This window comes from Pseudoalteromonas sp. PA2MD11 (assembly GCF_017808125.1).
GTDB classification, from domain to species: Bacteria; Pseudomonadota; Gammaproteobacteria; order Enterobacterales; family Alteromonadaceae; genus Pseudoalteromonas; species Pseudoalteromonas simplex.
Map to the genome: position 1 here is coordinate 105,066 of NZ_JADKNF010000011.1, position 17,932 is coordinate 122,997.

16 protein-coding genes are annotated in these 17,932 nt (G+C 41.9%); 12 read left to right on the forward strand and 4 right to left on the reverse strand.

The genetic code is table 11. The features are described 5' to 3' along the window. Positions 1 to 110 precede the first annotated feature (110 nt). Complete coding sequence (locus ISP07_RS13000) at positions 111 to 2,153, reverse strand: glycoside hydrolase family 97 protein (RefSeq protein ID WP_209327866.1); 2,043 nt, start codon at positions 2,151 to 2,153, stop codon at positions 111 to 113. A gap of 160 nt (positions 2,154 to 2,313) precedes the next feature. Between ISP07_RS13000 and ISP07_RS13005 the strand changes: the two genes are divergently transcribed. The 3 genes from ISP07_RS13005 to ISP07_RS13015 all read left to right on the forward strand — a co-directional run bounded on the left by ISP07_RS13005 (position 2,314) and on the right by ISP07_RS13015 (position 5,819). Further along, positions 2,314 to 2,928 carry a methylamine utilization protein gene (locus ISP07_RS13005; protein ID WP_209327867.1) on the forward strand — a complete coding sequence of 205 codons (615 nt, stop codon included), beginning with the start codon at positions 2,314 to 2,316 and terminating at the stop codon, positions 2,926 to 2,928. After that, positions 2,915 to 4,144, forward strand: coding sequence for a hypothetical protein (locus ISP07_RS13010; RefSeq protein WP_209327868.1), 1,230 nt, complete (start codon positions 2,915 to 2,917; stop codon positions 4,142 to 4,144). Before ISP07_RS13005 ends, ISP07_RS13010 begins: the two co-directional genes overlap by 14 nt. 73 nt (positions 4,145 to 4,217) lie before the next feature. Continuing rightward, positions 4,218 to 5,819: a methyl-accepting chemotaxis protein gene (locus tag ISP07_RS13015; RefSeq protein ID WP_054554423.1), complete on the forward strand. Its 1,602-nt coding sequence runs from the start codon at positions 4,218 to 4,220 to the stop codon at positions 5,817 to 5,819. A gap of 49 nt (positions 5,820 to 5,868) precedes the next feature. On the opposite strand, the gene speE is transcribed toward ISP07_RS13015, so the two are convergent. Then, positions 5,869 to 6,732, reverse strand: coding sequence for a polyamine aminopropyltransferase (gene speE / locus ISP07_RS13020; protein ID WP_054554422.1), 864 nt, complete (start codon positions 6,730 to 6,732; stop codon positions 5,869 to 5,871). A gap of 198 nt (positions 6,733 to 6,930) precedes the next feature. Here speE and speA point away from each other — a divergent pair, with 198 nt between their 5' ends. From speA to ISP07_RS13040, 4 genes are read left to right on the forward strand one after another with little or no spacing between them, the layout of a single operon-like run. Then, positions 6,931 to 8,811 (forward strand): biosynthetic arginine decarboxylase, encoded by a 1,881-nt coding sequence (speA, locus tag ISP07_RS13025; protein WP_054554514.1) that lies wholly within the window; start codon positions 6,931 to 6,933, stop codon positions 8,809 to 8,811. Positions 8,812 to 8,832: 21 nt separating this feature from the next. Then, a complete protein-coding gene (locus tag ISP07_RS13030; protein ID WP_054554421.1) occupies positions 8,833 to 9,711 on the forward strand; it encodes an acyltransferase in 879 nt (292 codons plus the stop codon). 28 nt (positions 9,712 to 9,739) lie between these two features. Beyond that, the gene (locus ISP07_RS13035) at positions 9,740 to 10,663 is read left to right on the forward strand and encodes an acetyltransferase (protein WP_209327869.1); all 924 of its coding nucleotides are present in this window, start codon (positions 9,740 to 9,742) and stop codon (positions 10,661 to 10,663) included. Next, entirely contained in the window at positions 10,660 to 11,910 is a 1,251-nt protein-coding gene (locus tag ISP07_RS13040) for a mechanosensitive ion channel family protein (protein WP_209327870.1), read from the forward strand. Before ISP07_RS13035 ends, ISP07_RS13040 begins: the two co-directional genes overlap by 4 nt. Here ISP07_RS13040 and chrA read toward each other — a convergent pair. Then, entirely contained in the window at positions 11,907 to 13,043 is a 1,137-nt protein-coding gene (gene chrA, locus ISP07_RS13045) for a chromate efflux transporter (protein ID WP_209327871.1), read from the reverse strand. The two genes, ISP07_RS13040 and chrA, sit on opposite strands and share 4 nt — an antisense overlap. Positions 13,044 to 13,163: 120 nt before the next feature. On the opposite strand from chrA, the gene ISP07_RS13050 reads away from it, so the two are divergent. Together ISP07_RS13050 and ISP07_RS13055 are read left to right on the forward strand one after the other, a co-directional pair. Continuing rightward, positions 13,164 to 13,943, forward strand: a complete 780-nt coding sequence (locus tag ISP07_RS13050) for a substrate-binding periplasmic protein (protein WP_161804360.1) — start codon at positions 13,164 to 13,166, stop codon at positions 13,941 to 13,943. 80 nt (positions 13,944 to 14,023) lie between these two features. After that, complete coding sequence (locus tag ISP07_RS13055) at positions 14,024 to 14,656, forward strand: OmpA family protein (RefSeq protein ID WP_054562840.1); 633 nt, start codon at positions 14,024 to 14,026, stop codon at positions 14,654 to 14,656. Positions 14,657 to 14,717: 61 nt separating this feature from the next. Here the strand turns inward: ISP07_RS13055 and ISP07_RS13060 are convergent, their stop codons facing one another. Beyond that, on the reverse strand, positions 14,718 to 16,490 hold the full coding sequence (locus ISP07_RS13060) for an ABC transporter transmembrane domain-containing protein (protein WP_209327872.1): 1,773 nt from the start codon (positions 16,488 to 16,490) through the stop codon (positions 14,718 to 14,720). A gap of 77 nt (positions 16,491 to 16,567) precedes the next feature. Here ISP07_RS13060 and ISP07_RS13065 point away from each other — a divergent pair, with 77 nt between their 5' ends. From ISP07_RS13065 to ISP07_RS13075, 3 genes are read left to right on the forward strand one after another with little or no spacing between them, the layout of a single operon-like run. After that, entirely contained in the window at positions 16,568 to 16,972 is a 405-nt protein-coding gene (locus tag ISP07_RS13065) for a DUF3224 domain-containing protein (RefSeq protein ID WP_054554415.1), read from the forward strand. Position 16,973: 1 nt separating this feature from the next. Next, a complete protein-coding gene (locus ISP07_RS13070; protein ID WP_054554414.1) occupies positions 16,974 to 17,153 on the forward strand; it encodes a DUF4177 domain-containing protein in 180 nt (59 codons plus the stop codon). Next, positions 17,153 to 17,770 (forward strand): LysE family translocator, encoded by a 618-nt coding sequence (locus ISP07_RS13075; protein WP_054554413.1) that lies wholly within the window; start codon positions 17,153 to 17,155, stop codon positions 17,768 to 17,770. The genes ISP07_RS13070 and ISP07_RS13075 overlap by 1 nt, the downstream gene beginning before the upstream one ends. Positions 17,771 to 17,932 lie beyond the last annotated feature (162 nt).

The following is a 17,932-nucleotide window of genomic DNA, read 5'->3' on the forward strand; positions in this document are numbered from 1 at the left end:
AGCTATAAGTTTCAAGCAGCCCGAGTGGGCTGCTTTTTTATGGCAATAAAAAAGCGCGACATCAAATGCCGCGCTCTTTTTACTTGAAGCTTAAACTAACAGCTTTTAGCTTAGATTGCTTTAAAACGAATCGCTGTACCGCCGCTGGTGGCAAGCTTTAACGTTAGCTTATCATCAGCAGTCACAATGCGTTTTTCTACTTTTAAGTCGTAAGGGTTATTTACCCATTCAGCTTTGTCACCGTCGCGGTAGATTTGCGCTTCAAACTTTTTACCTTTATCTAAGAAGTCTAACTTCACTTCTAAAGTGCGGGCTTTTTCGTCTGTAACAGCACCTAGATACCAGTCGTTACCTGAGTATTGATCACGCTTGCGTTCTTTACGTGCAAATACAACGAAATCGCCAACTTCACCTTGTAGTGCAATACTTTGTTGCCAATCAGTTGGTACATCCTGAATAAACTGGAATGCATCTGGCTTCGCTAAATAATTACGTGGTAAATCTGCCGCCATTTGAATTGGGCTGTACATTACAACGTATAGCGCTAATTGCTTCGCTAGGGTTGTTTGTGGGCGGTTGGTATCAGCACCTAAACCGTTAAAGCCCATATCAAAAATACCTGGCGTAAAGTCCATTGGGCCTGCAAGCATACGCGTGAAAGCTAGCATTGGAATATGCTCTGGTGGATTCGGCGGTGTACCCCATGCGTTAAACTCTTGACCACGGGCACCTTCACGAGCAATCCAGTTCGGGTATGTACGACGTAGGCCGGTATCTTTCACAGGCTCATGCGTGTTGATACTAATTTTATGTTTTGCAGCAAGTTTTACGTTGTGTAGGTATTCATTAACCATGAACTGACCATCGTGCCACTCTTTGCGTACAATACCATTTTCATCGATACGCTTGATGTTACCACCGTCGGCGACATAACCTGTTTTAACTTGGCTTACATTTGATTTTTCGTATAACGCAAATGCATCTTCCATTTGGTTACGGTAGTTAGTCACGTTACCCGACGTTTCGTGGTGACCGATTAATTGTACGCCTTTTTCTTTGCCGTAACGTGTCAGCTCTTCAATATCAAAGTCGTCATAAGGTTGTGTAAAGCTAAAAACGTCACCGTTATAGAACCAGTCGCCATCCCAGCCAATATTCCAGCCTTCGACTAGCACGCCATCGAAGCCATATTTAGCAGCGAAGTCCATGTAATATTTCGTGTTTGCAGTGGTTGCACCATGAATTTTACCGCTACCCCAAGTATTTTCATTGATGTGCATACCCCACCAAATACCTACGTATTTACCCGGTTTAACCCAAGATACATCACCCAGCTTATTTGGCTCATTTAGGTTTAAGATGATATCTGAGTTGATTAAATCAACGGCTTCATCACCAATTTGAATTGTACGCCAAGGAGTATTAAATGCGCCGTGCTTTTTAACCGCTACACCGTCTGACCAAGGTGTTAAATCGGCTTGGAAGGTACCATCACGACGTTGATTTAACACCATGCCTGCATAATCAACAAGGGCAGCTTCGTGAATACTAATATGCACACCCTCTTTATTTTTTATAGTAAATGGTGTGTGCACAAGTGCTGCTTTATGAAGTGGAGTGGTGTTATAAACATACTCATAACGGTTCCAACCACGAGCTGGTATCCACCATGCAGTTGCATCTGATGAGTCTGTAATAGCAAACTCTGTAAGTTCTTTAGTGATTTCTACATCATCATAGCCAGCTTGTTTTGGTAATTCGTATCGAAAACCCACACCATCATTAAAAGCGCGAAAACGTATCGTAAACGTGCCACCTTGTGGTTGTGGTTTTTTAAAGGTAACAGCGACTTCGTTATGGTTATCAACCACAGTTTGGCGTTCACCCCAAGGTTGCTCCCAGCTGCTTTTTACCGAATCAGTGGTTTGGCTGCTAATTTTATAACCTTCACTCATTGCTGGTTGTTGTTTAAAAACAAGGCCTAACGAAGAGTTCGCAATGACTTGTTTACCTGCAAAGCTGATTTCGTAGCTAGGTGTGTGTTGCTCATCTGAGATAGTTACTTTGATCTGCCCATCAGGTGAACTGACGGTTGTGGTTTGTGCTAGGCAAGTACCTGAAAAGGCTGCTAACATTAAGGCAGTTAATCGCATTGTTGTTCCTTGGCGGCTTATGGTTATGGATTGTTGTCACGTATTCACATACATCCTTAAAGCATAAAGTGACTTGCCGGTTAATACGAGAGATCTGCATACGTATTCAACAAAGTGAACGCGGCGATATCCAGCCTAGCACTGAAAAAGGTTTAGCAAAATGACAAGAATAACCCTGTTGCTACTATTGTTTAGTCAAAGTTTATTGGCACAGCAAATACAGATAGTTGATAAGCAGAATCAGCCAGTCAAGAATGCCGTGGTTTGGCTCAAAGGTTCAAAACAGCTTGCTGTTGCTGAGAGTCACTACACCATGAGCCAAAAAGAACGTGCCTTTGTGCCTCATGTGCTGGCAGTGCCACAAGGGGCAAATGTTGAATTTCCTAACCTTGATTCAATCATGCACCACGTTTATTCATTTTCTAAAACAAAGCAATTTGAGTTAAAGCTTTACCACGATAAACCCGAAAAACCGATTAACTTTGCACAATCGGGGGTTGTTGAGCTTGGCTGTAACATTCATGACTGGATGCTGGGTTACATTGTGGTCGTCGATGGTGGGATTTATGGGCAAACAGATGATCAAGGTATGGTTGAATTAAGCTTACCTGAAAGTAAGTTTACTTTGGCTGTTTGGCATGACCGCTTTAATGATATCAGTACACCAGAAACTATCGAGATAACAAACAATGGAAAGTCGGTGAGCTATCAGTTAAAGCAAAACTTATTACCAAAATTAGAACTAAGCAGTGACGAGTTTGATGATTATGAATAAATGGCAAGCCTTGCTATTGGCGAGTGTTTTTGGGTTGCCTGCAGTGGTATATGCTGAGCATGATGGTCTGGTAACTGTTTCGGCTGTGCGTGGTGACCAACTAGCTAGCTATCAGCGTAAAGAAATTGGCTTATACCGTTATGACCAAGAGCATGATGGTGTTGTGATATCCCAAGCTATGCTGAGTAGTCGTTTTGAGTTAAATAGCGATTGGTCTGCGCACACAGTACTTAACGCTCACCCTGATCCAGAACTAACAGTTGGTTTAACTCAGGCTTATTTGCAATATCAGCCTCTTACAGCTAGTCGTTATAAATGGACAGTGAAAGGAGGTGGCTTTTATCCCAAAATGTCGCTTGAGAACCCGCAAAATGGCTGGATGTCACCTTATAACTACACTAATTCTGCGATTAATACTTGGATTGGCGAAGAAGTGCGGGCCTTTGGTTTAGAGGCAAACATTAAGCGCCCAGGTAGGCAATTTAGAAGTAATCATAGTTTTGAAGGCTTTGCTGCGGTTTTTAAAGGCAACGATCCTGCTGGGACGTTGCTGTCATGGCGTGGCTTTGCTATGCATGACAGGCAGACTACGTTCAATGAACAAATTGATTTTGCTGTTCCACGTTCATTTGAATGGTCGCAGCTAGATAAGCAAGCCGAGCACGTGGAGCCTTTCGAAGAAGTAGATGGGCGTTTTGGCTATTACGTTGGCGCTCATTGGGATTATCAAAAAAAATCACAATTACGTGTCTATTATTATGACAACAATGGCGATCCAGGTGCTTTGAATACCCGTACTGGTCAATATGCGTGGGATACACGTTTTTTAAGCGCGGCATGGTTGTATAAGTTTAATAAGCAAACACGCATTATTGTACAGCTCCTTGATGGTAAAACTGCGATGGGTACAAATCGTGGGGTAGACAATGATTTTTATAGCCATTTTGTTTTATTAAGCCACAAGTTAGACCAGCATCGTCTCACAATTAGGTATGATTATTTCAAGGTTAGCGATCATGATGATTGGCAATTTGATCCTAACCAAAGTCGTGGAGAAGCTTTAACCGCAAGTTGGCGTTATCAACTGTCAACCAAGTGGCAAGTAGGTGCTGAATATTCAGTGCTGAGCAGTGACGCTCAAAACAGACCCGGTATGGGATTTAATGAGCATAACTCGCAGCAGCAATTTCAGCTTTCAGCGAGTTGGCACTTTTAATTTCATACAGTTTTATATTTTTCAGCTAAGATTCAATAAGCATGCTGGTTTCGATTTTTAATTAGGAAAATGTATGAATTTACAAAGCATTCGCGTTAAAAGTTCCCTACCGATTATTTTGTTAGGCATTGCCATTCTTATTCTAATTGCAGGCTACACTTATCTTATCAGTTTGCAAAAACAAGCTGTTGACGCGCAATCAGAACGATTTTTGAATGCGATTTCGGTCGTTGTTAATGCTGATAGAGATATTTACCAAGCAAAGGTTGCCGAGCTTACTCTTGTTACAAGCAGTAACACAGATAAAACTTATCTAAATGAACATCAAGAAAATGCCGATCAAGTTAAAGAGCGCTTTGGGCAATACTTGTCTTACATGTCACCTTACACCGAGGTAGTCGACCGGTTCCGTCATTTTGATAGCGCATTTGATTCATGGTATTCGGCATCAAAAAACTTTATTAATGACCCACAAAACAGTGAAAAAAAGCAGATTGCTGAACAAACATTTTCAGCACTGAGGGATATTTTAGATAAAGCAGGCGAAGCAGCAGATAAAACATCAAAATCTGAAACTGAGAAGTTAATGGATGGTGTTATCAGCTTTAAAGTTAAACTAATGATAATGATCGCTATCGTTTTACTTGTCGCTGGCTGGTTTAGCTATTATGTACCTCGACAACTCACGAAGCAGATTAACTTTGTGACAGAGCGAATTAATGAGATTGCGTCGGGAGATGGTGATTTAACAGGCCGTATCAATGTAAAAACACAAGACGAGTTTGCAGAACTTGCGACGGCTTTTAACGGGTTTTTAGATAACCTACAACAACTTATCAAAGACATACTTGGACAGGCTAAAGAGCTGCATAATTTAGGTCGTGACCTTGATAATTTTGCTAATCAGAACCATCAAATAAATCAAAAGCTTAGCCAAGCATCTGAATCAATAGTTAGTGCAGTACATGAAATGAGCGTTGCAAGTCGTGAGGTTGCAGGTGTGGCACAAAACTCATCCCATGAAGCTGACAACTCACAGCAACTGGCTAAACAAGGCTTGGCTGCGGTTGATAACTCGAGTCGAAAAATTGTTGCCTTGTCAGATAATATGGAACATGCCAGCCAACGTTCCACTGAACTGCAACAAAGCTCAGACAACATTGCTAAAGTGCTTGAAGTTATTCGCGCTATAGCTGAGCAAACTAACTTACTTGCACTCAATGCTGCAATTGAAGCTGCGCGAGCTGGTGAGCAAGGGCGAGGTTTTGCGGTGGTTGCAGATGAGGTTCGCACCCTAGCAACTCGGACCCAAGAAAGCACTAATGATATTCAAACTATGGTTGAGCAATTTGCAGCCAGTGTTGAGCAATCCTTACAGGCGATTAATAGTGGTAAGCGTTTTGCTGATGAAGCAGTAGAGTCGTTTACCCAAACTAACGATATACTTAACTCGATGCAAGAATCATCGGTCAAAGTAAATGATATGGCGATGCAAACAGCACAAGCAACTGAAGAGCAAACTGCTGTGGCAGATGAAATTAGTCAAAACCTGTCTGATCTAAACGATCAAACCCAACATGGAGGCGGGTTAGCGAGTTCAACACAAGAGGTCGCTAACCGTATGAATCAGCTTACTGACGAACTGAATCAGTTAGTTAATAGATTTAAGGTTTAATACAATAAAAAAGGGCTCAATGAGCCCTTTTTTCATTTAGTCAAAACGCTTACTTTTTCTCGAAAGCACGTTTCATATAATTAGGTGTGGCTAATGCACCGTGGTGAATACCTGCATTATAGTATTCAGTGCTTTGCGCAAGTTTATTGGCATCATCTTCACGAAAACCAGCGAACGCTTCTGACTTACGAGCAAGCGTTACAGACCATAAACCACTTGGATAAATTGGTTGTGGGAAAGGCAGCGTTTGTAAGTCAACAAAGCCCACTTCAGTCATTGCATCACGCATTTCAACTAAAAGTGGCATGTGCATAAGTGGCGATTCACTTTGTTGAATTAAGATGCCACCTGGGCGAAGTGCAGTTAAACAGCTGGTATAGAAAGCGTGGTTAAATAACCCTTCGCCTGGGCCAACTGGATCTGTACCATCAACAATGACTACATCGATTGATTCTGGCGCTGCTTCGCGCATGTACTTGATGCCGTCATCAAACATCACTGTAGCACGCGGATCTTGATTTGATTCACACAGCTCAGGGAAGTATTTAAGTGACATTTGTGTCACGACTTCGTCGATATCAATTTGCGTTACGTTTTCAACACTTGGGTGTTTTAATACTTCGCGTAAAGTACCGCAGTCACCACCACCAATGATCACAACATTTTTTGGATTTGGGTGTGCAAGCAGTGCCGGATGGCTGATCATCTCGTGGTAAAAAAAGTTTTCACGGCTACTTACCATAGTGCAACCGTCAATAATCATCAGATTACCGAAGTCAGTTGTTTCGTACATTTCTACTTTTTGAAATGGCGATTGCTGTTCATCAAGCTTTTTAGTAATGCGTAATGAAAAGGCACTACCATCACGGTCACTAATTTCAGTGAACCAGTTATTTTGATCTAAATTAGCCATCTTGCTTATACACTTTTGGTTAATGGTAAAAAAGGGGTGCAATTCTGCCAGTGCTTGGCTAATTGCTCAATCAAATTTTAATCAGTATAGCGAATATTTTTTATCACTTTGGCATACAGCGCAATTTTTGTTAGCGTGGTCAGCCCTAGCGTATTAAAATGTGCGTTTATATTTAATGAATTTACAGAAGACATTGCCATGACTTGGGGTTTAGATAAAGCACGCGAAACATACAATGTTGCTCACTGGAGTGACGGTTACTTTGACATTAACGCACAAGGTGAGCTGGTGGCTTACCCTGATGGCGATCAAACTAAAGCCGCGGTGTCTTTATCTGAACTGACTGAGCAATTTAAAAAGCAAGGTCTTACCCTACCTGTTTTAGTGCGTTTTACCGATATCTTACAAAATCGCGTTGAAACGCTGACTAGCGCATTTACCAAAGCACGAAATGCCCGTGAATACCAAGGTAGTTATACCTGTGTTTATCCAATTAAAGTTAATCAACAGCGTTCTGTGGTCAGTAAACTACTTGCTCACCCAAGTGGTTTAGTGGGCCTTGAAGCCGGCTCAAAACCTGAGCTGATGGCTATTTTAGGTGTAGCACAAGAGCCAATTACCATCGTTTGTAATGGTTATAAAGACAGTGAGTTTTTACGCTTAGCCTGTATTGGCCAAGGCATGGGTCATAAGGTTCATATTGTTGTAGAAAAACTTTCTGAGCTAACTACTCTATTGGCAGAAATTGATGACCTAGGCATCGAGCCATCAATTGGGATTCGTATTCGCTTAAACTCGGTTGGTAAGGGGAAATGGCAGAATACCGGTGGCGAAAAAGGTAAGTTTGGTTTAACAGCAGGGCAAGTGCTATCTGCGGTTGAGCTGCTTAAATCGCGCAATAAACTTCATTTAATGCAACTAGTGCATTTCCACATCGGCTCGCAAATTGCCAATATCCGCGATATTCATCGCGCACTGCGTGAATGTGCTCGTCACTTTGCAGAGTTAACACAGTTAGGCGTACCACTTAATACCGTGGATGTCGGTGGCGGTTTAGGTGTTGATTACGAAGGCTCTGGGTCACGTAGTTCGTGTTCAATGAACTACAGTGTTGAAGAATATGCGCGTAATGTAGTTAATGCGTTTGCTGAAGTGTGTCAGCAACATGACCTAAAACACCCTGCCATTATTACCGAGTCAGGCCGTGCGTTAACAGCGCACCACGCGGTATTAATTACAGATGTTATTGATGTTGAGCGTGCGCCAAACCATGCAAATCCAACGGCGCCAGAGGCAGGCAGTGTATTGGTACTAGATGAAATGTGGCAGTGTTTACAGCGTTTAACACCGCGTATGGCGTTGGAAATTTATCATGATGCAATGCATCTATTCAGTGAAGCCCATGACCAATATGTGCATGGCCTACTCACTATGCTTGAGTGGGCGAAGCTCGAGCAGTTGTATTTCACAATTTTACATCGTGTTCGTGCATCACTTAGTGAGAATGCCCGTTCACATCGAGAAGTGTTAGACGATTTAAACGAGAAACTTGCCGATAAGCTCTTCGTTAACTTCTCATTATTTCAGTCACTCCCCGATGTCTGGGGGATTGGGCAGTTATTCCCTGTCATGCCAGTTGAAAACTTGCATCAGCCATTAACACAGCGCGCCATTATTCAAGACATTACCTGTGACTCAGATGGGCAAATTCGTGATTATGTCGAAGGCACAGGCATAGAGAGCAGCTTACCTATTCCTGAGTACAAGCAAGGTCAGCAATACCATATTGCAATGTTTTTAGTGGGTGCGTATCAAGAGATTTTAGGTGATTTACATAACCTGTTCGGCGATACAGATTCAGTGCATGTTGAGCTTACAGAAGCAGGCTATCAACTGACTAATGCCATTAAAGGTGACAGTGTTAAGGACGTATTAAAGTTTGTTGATTATGATAGCGAGATTCTTGCTGAAAACTTTGCAAAACGGGTCAACTCACTGGCAATTGATGAGCAATCTAAGGCACAATATTTATCAGAACTAAATGCAGGCCTTGCTGGCTATACGTATTTTGAAGATTAAGCGTTAAAGGAATAAGTAGTAATGTCGATGATCCGTTGTGTGTTCAGTTTTTTATTTTACACCCTCAATACCCTTTTTTGGTTTGTGCCTATTTTTATTTGTGGCCTCATAAAGCTTATTCCAATCAAGCCATTGCAAAAATTAATGAGTTGGATTGCTAAGCAATGCGCCACTATGTGGGTGAGTTGCAACAGCATCAACCAAAACATATTTGCTTCATATAATCTGAACGTGACAGGTCTTGAGCAGTTAAAAGCGAAAGACTGGTACTTGGTGATCGCGAATCATCAAAGCTGGGTCGATATCGTTGTTATGCAACGTCTGTTTAATCGCCGTATTCCGTTTTTAAACTTTTTCTTGAAAAAAGAGCTGATATACGTTCCTTTCTTGGGTCTTGCATGGTGGGCGTTGGATTTCCCATTCATGACTCGTACGAGTAAAGCCCAGTTAAAGAAAAACCCTAAATTGCGTGGCAAAGACTTAGAAACCACGCGCAAAGCCTGTGAAAAGTTTAAAGAAATGCCAGTGAGTATTGTTAACTTTGTTGAAGGTACGCGTTTTACTGAGCAAAAGCATTCTCGCCAAAATAGTCCTTTTGAGCACCTATTAAAGCCGAAAGCGGGCGGGGTTGCGTTTGTTATGCAAGCAATGGGTGAACAAATTTCCAAAGTAGTGAATGTAACCATTCATTACCCTGGTGGTATTCCTAGCTTTGTGGACTTTGCTAGTGGTCGAGTAAAGCAAGTCGATGTGCGAGTAGAAGTGATGGAAGTGAGTCCAAATTTGATTGGGGATTATACGGGCGATGCAGAGTTTAGAGTAAATTTTCAAGCTGAGCTAAATCGAATTTGGGAAGAAAAAAATCAACAGTTAGCCGAATTAGAAGCTAAAACGCAGTAGTATTGCTAACGCAGTCGAGAGCACACATATGTTAAAGAAATTTTTACCAAATTGGTTAACAGGCGTTCTAGTTAGTATTGTCTTGTTTGCTAATGTGATTATTTGGGGCACGCTGGTGCTGCTGTTTGGTGTGCTTAAGTTGCTACTGCCATTTAAGGTGGTTAGCGATATTCTTCATTTAGCTTATCGCGGTTGGTGTAAAGGTAACCGCTTAGCCTTGTGGTTAGGTTGCCCAACAATTGAAATTGATATTAAAGGTAAAGTTACTACAGATGGTTGGTACTTACTTATCTCTAATCATATGAGCTGGCTAGATATTGTTGTTCTGAGTGCAATCGATGTTTTACCCGCGCCAAAGTTTTTCTTAAAAGATGAGCTGAAGTATGTGCCATTCATTGGCACTGGCGCATGGGCTATGGGTATGCCTTTTATGAAGCGGGTGAGCAAAGCGCAACTGGCAAAAAATCCTAAGTTGAAAGGGCTCGATGTTGAACGCACCAAACGTAGCTGCCGTGATTTTCGTAATCACCCAACAACAATCATTAACTTTGTTGAAGGCACGCGTTTTACAAGTCAAAAACACAGTAAGCAAAATAGTCCGTTTACTTACCTTTTAAAGCCCAAAGCAGGCGGTATAGCATTTGCTCTTGAGGTGTTAGGTGAGCAATTTGATGCATTATTAAATACCTCGATTATTTATCAGGGGGAGGGCGACCATATTTGCCGTAATCTTATGCGTGGCCGTTTAAACGTGATTAAAGTTGAAGTGCAAGTGCAAGCAATTAGCGCAGAGATGATTGGTGATTATCAGCATGACCGTGCATTTAGAACGGCTTTCCAACAACATATTAATGAGTTGTGGTTACAAAAAGATGCTCAGCTACTAACTTATCACCAAGCTCAGCAAGCTGAGTACCTTGATACCATCAATAAGGAGATTGAAGCGCCATGAAGCAAACTCACCTACAAGAGTTGGTGATGCCTTGGTTTGAATCAATGCCAGACGCGGCGCTAATAAGTGCATTAACCGCTACAGCTATCGGCGTTGGCTCATTACTAATAATTTACATGTTTACCCGTCGCTTATTACTACCGGGTATTCAAAAGGTTGTTACACGCCTGTCTCCTGAGCGTATTGGTGCGCTCACACCTATGCTCAATAAGTTAAACCGTCGTTTTGCAGGGATATTGTGCTGTGTACTTTATTTAGCGACCTTCGATTATGTTTATCCAGTTCATTATGTCGCTGCATTAGTACTTAAAACGGTGGGTCAAATTGCACTGATCATTTACGGTGGCTTCATTTTAAGTAGTGTGGTGAGCATTGCTGGTGGTATTTATAACCAGCTTGATTTTGCGCGCGATATTCCGATTCAGGGCTTGATCCAAGTTGTAAAACTTATCACTTTTATGGTTTGCGCCATTCTCATTGTGAGCATTTTGCTAGAGAAGTCGCCAACTTATATTTTGTCTGGCTTTGGTGCGATAGCGGCGGTGACCTTACTCGTATTTAAAGACACCATTTTGGGTTTTGTCGCCAGTATTCAAATAGCAGCAAATCGACTAGTAACTTATGGTGATTGGATCCAAGTGGATAGCTATGGCGCAGACGGTGAAGTTATCGACCTTGGCTTAAATACAGTAAAAGTGCGTAACTGGGATAACACGATTACAACCATTCCAACTTACATGTTAGTTGCAGGGTCATTTAAAAACTGGCGTGGTATGCAAGAGTCAGGTGGTCGTCGTATCAAGCGTTCTTTAAACATTGATATGAATAGTATTCGTTTGGTGGATGATGCTTTTCGAGAGCAAATTGATGATGCAATTCCTTTGCATGACTACATACGAGTAGCAAATTTACCTAACCCAGTAACAAATCTTGGCTTATTTAGACGTTATGCTGAAGGTTACTTAAAGCAACATGAAAAAATTAATCGTGATTTAACTTTAATGGTGCGAGAGCTGCAACCAATAAATCATGGTTTACCTATTGAGTTTTATTGCTTTAGTGAGGATAAGCGCTGGATTTCATACGAGCACTTGCAAGCAGAGATCATGGATCATCTACTTGCTGTACTGCCTATTTTTGGGCTTAGACCTTATCAAAGTGTTACGGGTCAGTTGAGCACAAGCGAAGCCCAAACTGGCTTAAAGCCTAGTATCAAGGTAGCTAATCCTCCACGTGAGAAAGCTTAAAGCTGAGCAATCAATAAGCTAATCGTAATAAAGCCTAACAAAAGCCACCAAATAGGTGGCTTTGCCATTCTTAGCCACGTAAATGCTGCAATGACTAAAGCTACTTGCCATAGATTTTGCACTGCCGATTGCCAAATCGGTGAATAAAGAGCAGCGGCTAAAAACCCCACTACAGCGGCATTTAGCGCTGCGATACTGCCTGCAAAGCGTGGCTTATCTGCTAACTGTAACCAGCTTTTCATAAAGGCTAACATCAACAAAAAACCCGGTAAGAAAATCAGGATGGTCGCGACAATAGCACCTACAAGTGGAATGCTTGGTGTAACTTGTGCGCCCAAATAAGTAGCGATAGTAAACATCGGTCCAGGTATGGCTTGGGCACTGGCATAAGCCGATAAAAACTGCTCAGTTTCAAGGCTCGGTACACCAGCTTGTAAAATAGGTAACACAACGTGACCGCCACCAAAGACCATAGCGCCAGTTTGATAAAATGGGGCAAACAAAGAAAGCCATTCACCGAAAGGTAAAAAACTAATTAATAACAAGATGGCAAATAAGCCAAGTGGTAACCAAGCTATTTTCACTGATTTTTGCTCTTGGCTTTCAGGTAATTTAAGTTGTGGATAGCACCAACCTATAGCCGCTGCTGCAATAAGTACTAAAATTTGGCTCGATAATTGTGAGAAAATAATCAATACAACAGTACTTAGCACTGCTATAAGTTTATGTAAGTGGTTTTTGCAAAAGCTCATTGCCATGCTATAGGTTGCATCGGCAACAATCACTACTGCAAAGAGTTTTAGCCCAGCAATTACTGCAAAGTATATATCACCAAATTGATGAGCGCTTAGAGCCAGAAAAAACATGATTAAAAATGAGGGTAGGGTAAACCCAATAAAAGCGCACAGGCCACCCAATACCCCTCCTTTTTCAACCCCCATCGCAAAGCTAACTTGACTCGAACCTGGGCCCGGTAATGCTTGGCTAAGACTAATCAGTTGAGCATAGCGTTCAGCAGAAAGCCATTTTAAATTATCAACAAAGTGGCGTTTGAAGTAACCAAGGTGTGCTGCAGGGCCACCAAAGCTCATACAGCCTAATAAAAAGAATTGCTTAAATATGATGAATAACATTGATTTGCCATCAGTAATTTTTTTTCAATTATGACAAAATTGTATGACATTTTTGTGGTTTTTATGACACAAGGCCGTCTACAATATACAGAACCAGTGAACGTAGTCATGAGTATCACTATGAAACACTACATTGCAAGTTTGTTGTTATTTTTTTTCAGTGGCTTAGTATCTGCGAACTCTTATGAGAAAGTGTTGGTGGCTGTTGATCATGCGCCCCCTTATGGCATGATTTCTGATGATGGTAAAGTGAGTGGCGCAATTGTTGATATTATGCGTGAAATGCAACCTAGCTTACCAATTAAGTTTGAGTATGTTGCTTGCCCATTTTCTCGTTGTTTAAAGATGCTTGAGCAAAATGAGCTGGATGTGATGGGCGGCCTTATTCGCACAGAAGCGCGCGAACAAAAAATGCAGTTTCTTACCCCGCCGTATATGATGCTGTCGTCTTCTTTCGTGTTTTATGCAAAAGCTGATAGCGAGCTTAAAATAAACAATTATCAAGACCTAGTCGGTAAGCGCATTGCGGTAATGCGAGGTGCTGCGCATTTTCCCCGCTTCGACACTGATAAAACCCTCACTAAAATCGAGGCTTTAAGCGAACATAATGCTTTTGAGATGTTATTAAAAAATCGTGTTGATTTAGTGATTGCTGTTGAAGAGACTGCAGATCATGCCTCCGTTTTTTTGCAGCGACCTTCACAAGAAATTGTAAAAATGCCTTATCGCTATAAAGATGTTATTTATGGTCACATTGCCCTAAGTAAACAGTTTGCAAGCTCGAGTTTAGCCGAAAAAATTCAAGAGCGCCTCAATACCTTAGTCCTCAATGGCCGTTTAACAGAATTGGTCAAAAGTTATAACTTACCTCCGGTTACTGCTGTAGCAATCGATAAGTAACCCATTCTTCATAGTTTGTTCATAGACGTTCATTCATAATTGTTAACAATTCAATTTGAATAATTGCCATGGAGAGACACATGACTTTTACAAAATCAGTTTTAACAGTGGGCGTATTAGCCGTTTTATTGACAGGTTGTGAGACAACGAATACAGGTAAAGGCGCTGCGATTGGTGCTGCTACAGGTGCCGTTCTAGGTAAAGCAACGGGTGACCATGACGATAAACGTATTTTCATTGGTGCGGCTATTGGTGCATTAGCAGGTGCAGCCGTTGGCGATTATATGGATAAGCAAGAAGAAGCATTTCGCGATGAGCTAGCAGGCTCAGGTGTTGAAGTGGTTCGTGAAGGCGACAATATTCGTCTAGTCATGCCATCAAATATTACTTTTGCAACTGACCAATCTTATATTTCGTCGGGCTTTCATAGCACCTTAGATGCGATTGCTAAGGTGATGAATAAATACGAAAAAACCTACTTAAGCGTAGAAGGTCATACCGACAGCACAGGTAAAGATAGCTACAATATGACGTTATCTCAACAACGTGCGCAAAGCGTAAAAGATTACTTAGTGAATCATCAGATTATGTCTGCGCGTATCAGCACACGAGGCTATGGTGAAACACGCCCTGTGGCAAGCAATGACTCAGCAAATGGCCGAGCTTTAAACCGCCGCGTAGAAATTCAGATCGTACCGAATACACAAGGTTAGATTTTATATCTAGATTTGTGGTCAGGTTTGATATGCCCTTTCAAACCTGACATTTCCCTTCTTAATCTCGATTAAACTGTAATTCGCACAATTGTTTATACAATGGGTTAGTCTCAAACAATTGCTGATGCGTACCCGTTGCAATAATTTCTCCTTTATCCATCACGACAATCACATCGGCGTGTTTAACCGTTGCCAAACGATGGGCAATGATCAGTGTTGTTCTGTCTTTCATTAGATGCTCAAGGGCAGCTTGTACATGAAACTCACTTTGTGCGTCGAGTGCACTGGTTGCTTCATCAAGCAATAAAATTGCAGGGTCTTTTAATATTGCGCGGGCCAGAACTATGCGTTGTTTTTGCCCACCTGAAAGCCTAACACCTTGCTCCCCTAAAAAGCTGTGGTAACCATCTGGCAGTTGACTAATAAACTCATCGGCATGGGCATATTTGGCCGCCGCATATACTTGCTCGTCGCTGGCGCTTGGGTTGCCATAACGTATGTTATGCATTACGTCTGAGCTAAATAAAATTGGGTTTTGTGCCACCATCCCCATTTGCTGGCGTAAGCAATCAAGAGAGAGTGCTTTTATGTTTATTCCTGCCAGCGAAATACTCCCTGAGCTTGGGTCGTAAAAGCGCTGCAGTAACTCAAACAACGTTGTTTTACCAGCCCCCGATGGGCCAACGATAGCAAGAGTTTGACCTTGTTTTACTTGTAAATTCAGCGTATTTAAAGCGGCTTTATCTGGCCTTGAAGGGTAATGAAAAGATACCTCATTAAACTCGATAGCAGGGTGATTAAGTTTGTTTGCTTCAAGTTGTGCATCATGATTTGTATCTGGACTTTTGATCATGCTTTCAACGGCAAGTAGCTCTAACAGCCGTGCTGCTGCACCTGCGGCTCTTTGCAGCTCACCATACACTTCGGCAACGGTTGCTACAGACATCGCCACCATAATCGCATAGAACACGAAAGCACCTAGCTCACCACCTGTCATAGTGCCAGCTAATACGTCACTGCCACCAACCCAAAGCATCACGCTAATAGCACTAAAGGTCAGAAATATCACCGCTGCAATCAAAAACGAGCGCTGTTTGATTCGGCTCTTCGCTACTTGAAACGCCTTGTTGGTCTCTTCGCTAAATGCTGCTTTTTCACGTTCTTCATGGCTATAACTTTGCACTACTTTAATATTTTGAATGATCTCACCAGCATAGGTGCTGATATCGGCAATGGCATCTTGGCTTGAGCTTGCCAGTTTTCTTACTTTTCGGCCAAAAATCATCATCGGCACTAATACTACTGGTACGCAGGCAACAACGACAAGAGTCAGCTTTAGGTTGGTAATAAGTAGCATAACCAAGCCACCAATCAGCATTAAACTACTACGTAGTGCCATTGAAAAAGAGGAACCAATGATAGATTGCAATAAGGTGGTGTCGGTGGTCAGGCGCGACATCAGCTCGCCACTACGGTTTTCTTCAAAGTAGCTCGGGTGTAATGTAACGATGCGTTCAAACACGGCTTTACGGATATCGTTACTGACTCGCTCACCAATCCACGACATTAAATAAAAGCGACAAAAAGTACCTACAGCTAATAAGCTTATTAAACCAATCAACACCATTACTGCTTGTTGAAGCTGAGCTTGTGAGCCTGCAATAAAGCCATGGTCGATAACAAATTTAACGCCTTGTCCGAGTGATAAGTTAACACCGGCCGTAAGCAGCAAGGCGCCAAGGGCTGCAAACACCACCCATTTATAGGGTTTAATAAAAGCTAAAATCGGTAACAGGCTGCTAAATGCGGCCTTTTCTTTATTGGTAGACATGCTAGATTCTTGTTGATGAATAGGGTATAGATATGGTTATCAATGCTCTAAAAATCAACAGTTATTAAGGGATTAGTATGGAATCTACAACGATCAGTGGTCAATTCACCGTAAAATTAAACCCAATTGGCGGCTATGCCACAGGGCAAGATGGCGTAAATTTAGGACGTATGTCGATTGATAAACAGTTTTCAGGTCCATTAGAAGCAACAAGCCAAGGCGAAATGCTCAGTGCCATGACTGCAACTCAGGGCAGTGCAGGTTATGTAGCGATAGAGCAAGTTGTTGGTAGCTTAGAAGGTAAGCAAGGCAGTTTTGTGCTGCAACATTTTGGCACCATGGATAAAGGGGCTGACCGATTGATTTTAGAAGTGGTACCAGACTCAGGCGCAGGTGAACTTGAAGGTATTTCTGGTAAAATGGCAATTCGAATTGAATCGGGTATTCATCATTATGACTTTGAATACCAACTGACGGACTAACATGCAAAAAGTTGTAGAGTTTAAAAAGAAACGCTTTTTTGGCGGCATCGATATTGATGCATTAAATCAACGAGTGTTCGAATTAGGACAAGCAGGTTGGCAAGTGAAAACCATCACTACAGCAACAGGGGTTTATGGTCAGATAACATCCGTTTTATTGCTAATCGAGAATAACGAATAATGACACTAACTGAGTGGTTGAGTTTAGTTTTAATTTGCGTGATGGGAGCGATGTCGCCGGGGCCCAGTTTAGCTGTGGTTTTAAAGCACAGTTTACATGGCGGTATGAAGAACGGCATGTTAGCGGCGTTAAGCCATGGTATTGGGGTTGGCTTTTATGCGTGTGCCTCGTTACTTGGTTTAGGTGCGCTGATGACTCAGTTGCCAACGCTTTATCAAGTGCTGGTCTATGGCGGTGCAGCCTATCTCGCATATTTGGGTATTCGTATTTTGTTAGCTAAACCTAGCTCGCAAACATTGAATGTTGAGCAGACTAAGCCGAGTCCTCGTAGCGCATTGCAAGATGGCTTTGCTATTGCCTTTTTAAACCCAAAACTTGCGGTGTTCTTTTTAGCACTGTTTTCGCAATTTATTGATCCTGAAAAGCTGACTTTGCAAGTTGGTTTAATCATGTGTTTAACGGTATTTGTGCTTGATACGGGCTGGTATCTAGTTGTTGCACTGTTAACCGACATATCAAAAAAGCGTTTTGGTTTCACCAAGACAAATCCATGGCTCGAAAAATTGCTAGGGATAATCTTTATTGCTCTAGCTGTTCGCGTCGTTATTACTTTATAAATCCCTCTATATTGCGATTACATCACTAATAAAAAAGGGTTGTGATCGCTGCTCTCCCCAGCAAGCTCCTATTGCATACGTATTCATCACACAATATTTACCTTTTGGTTACACTTTATTGGTTGTTTTTTGACAACAACAATAACCACAAATACAACACCT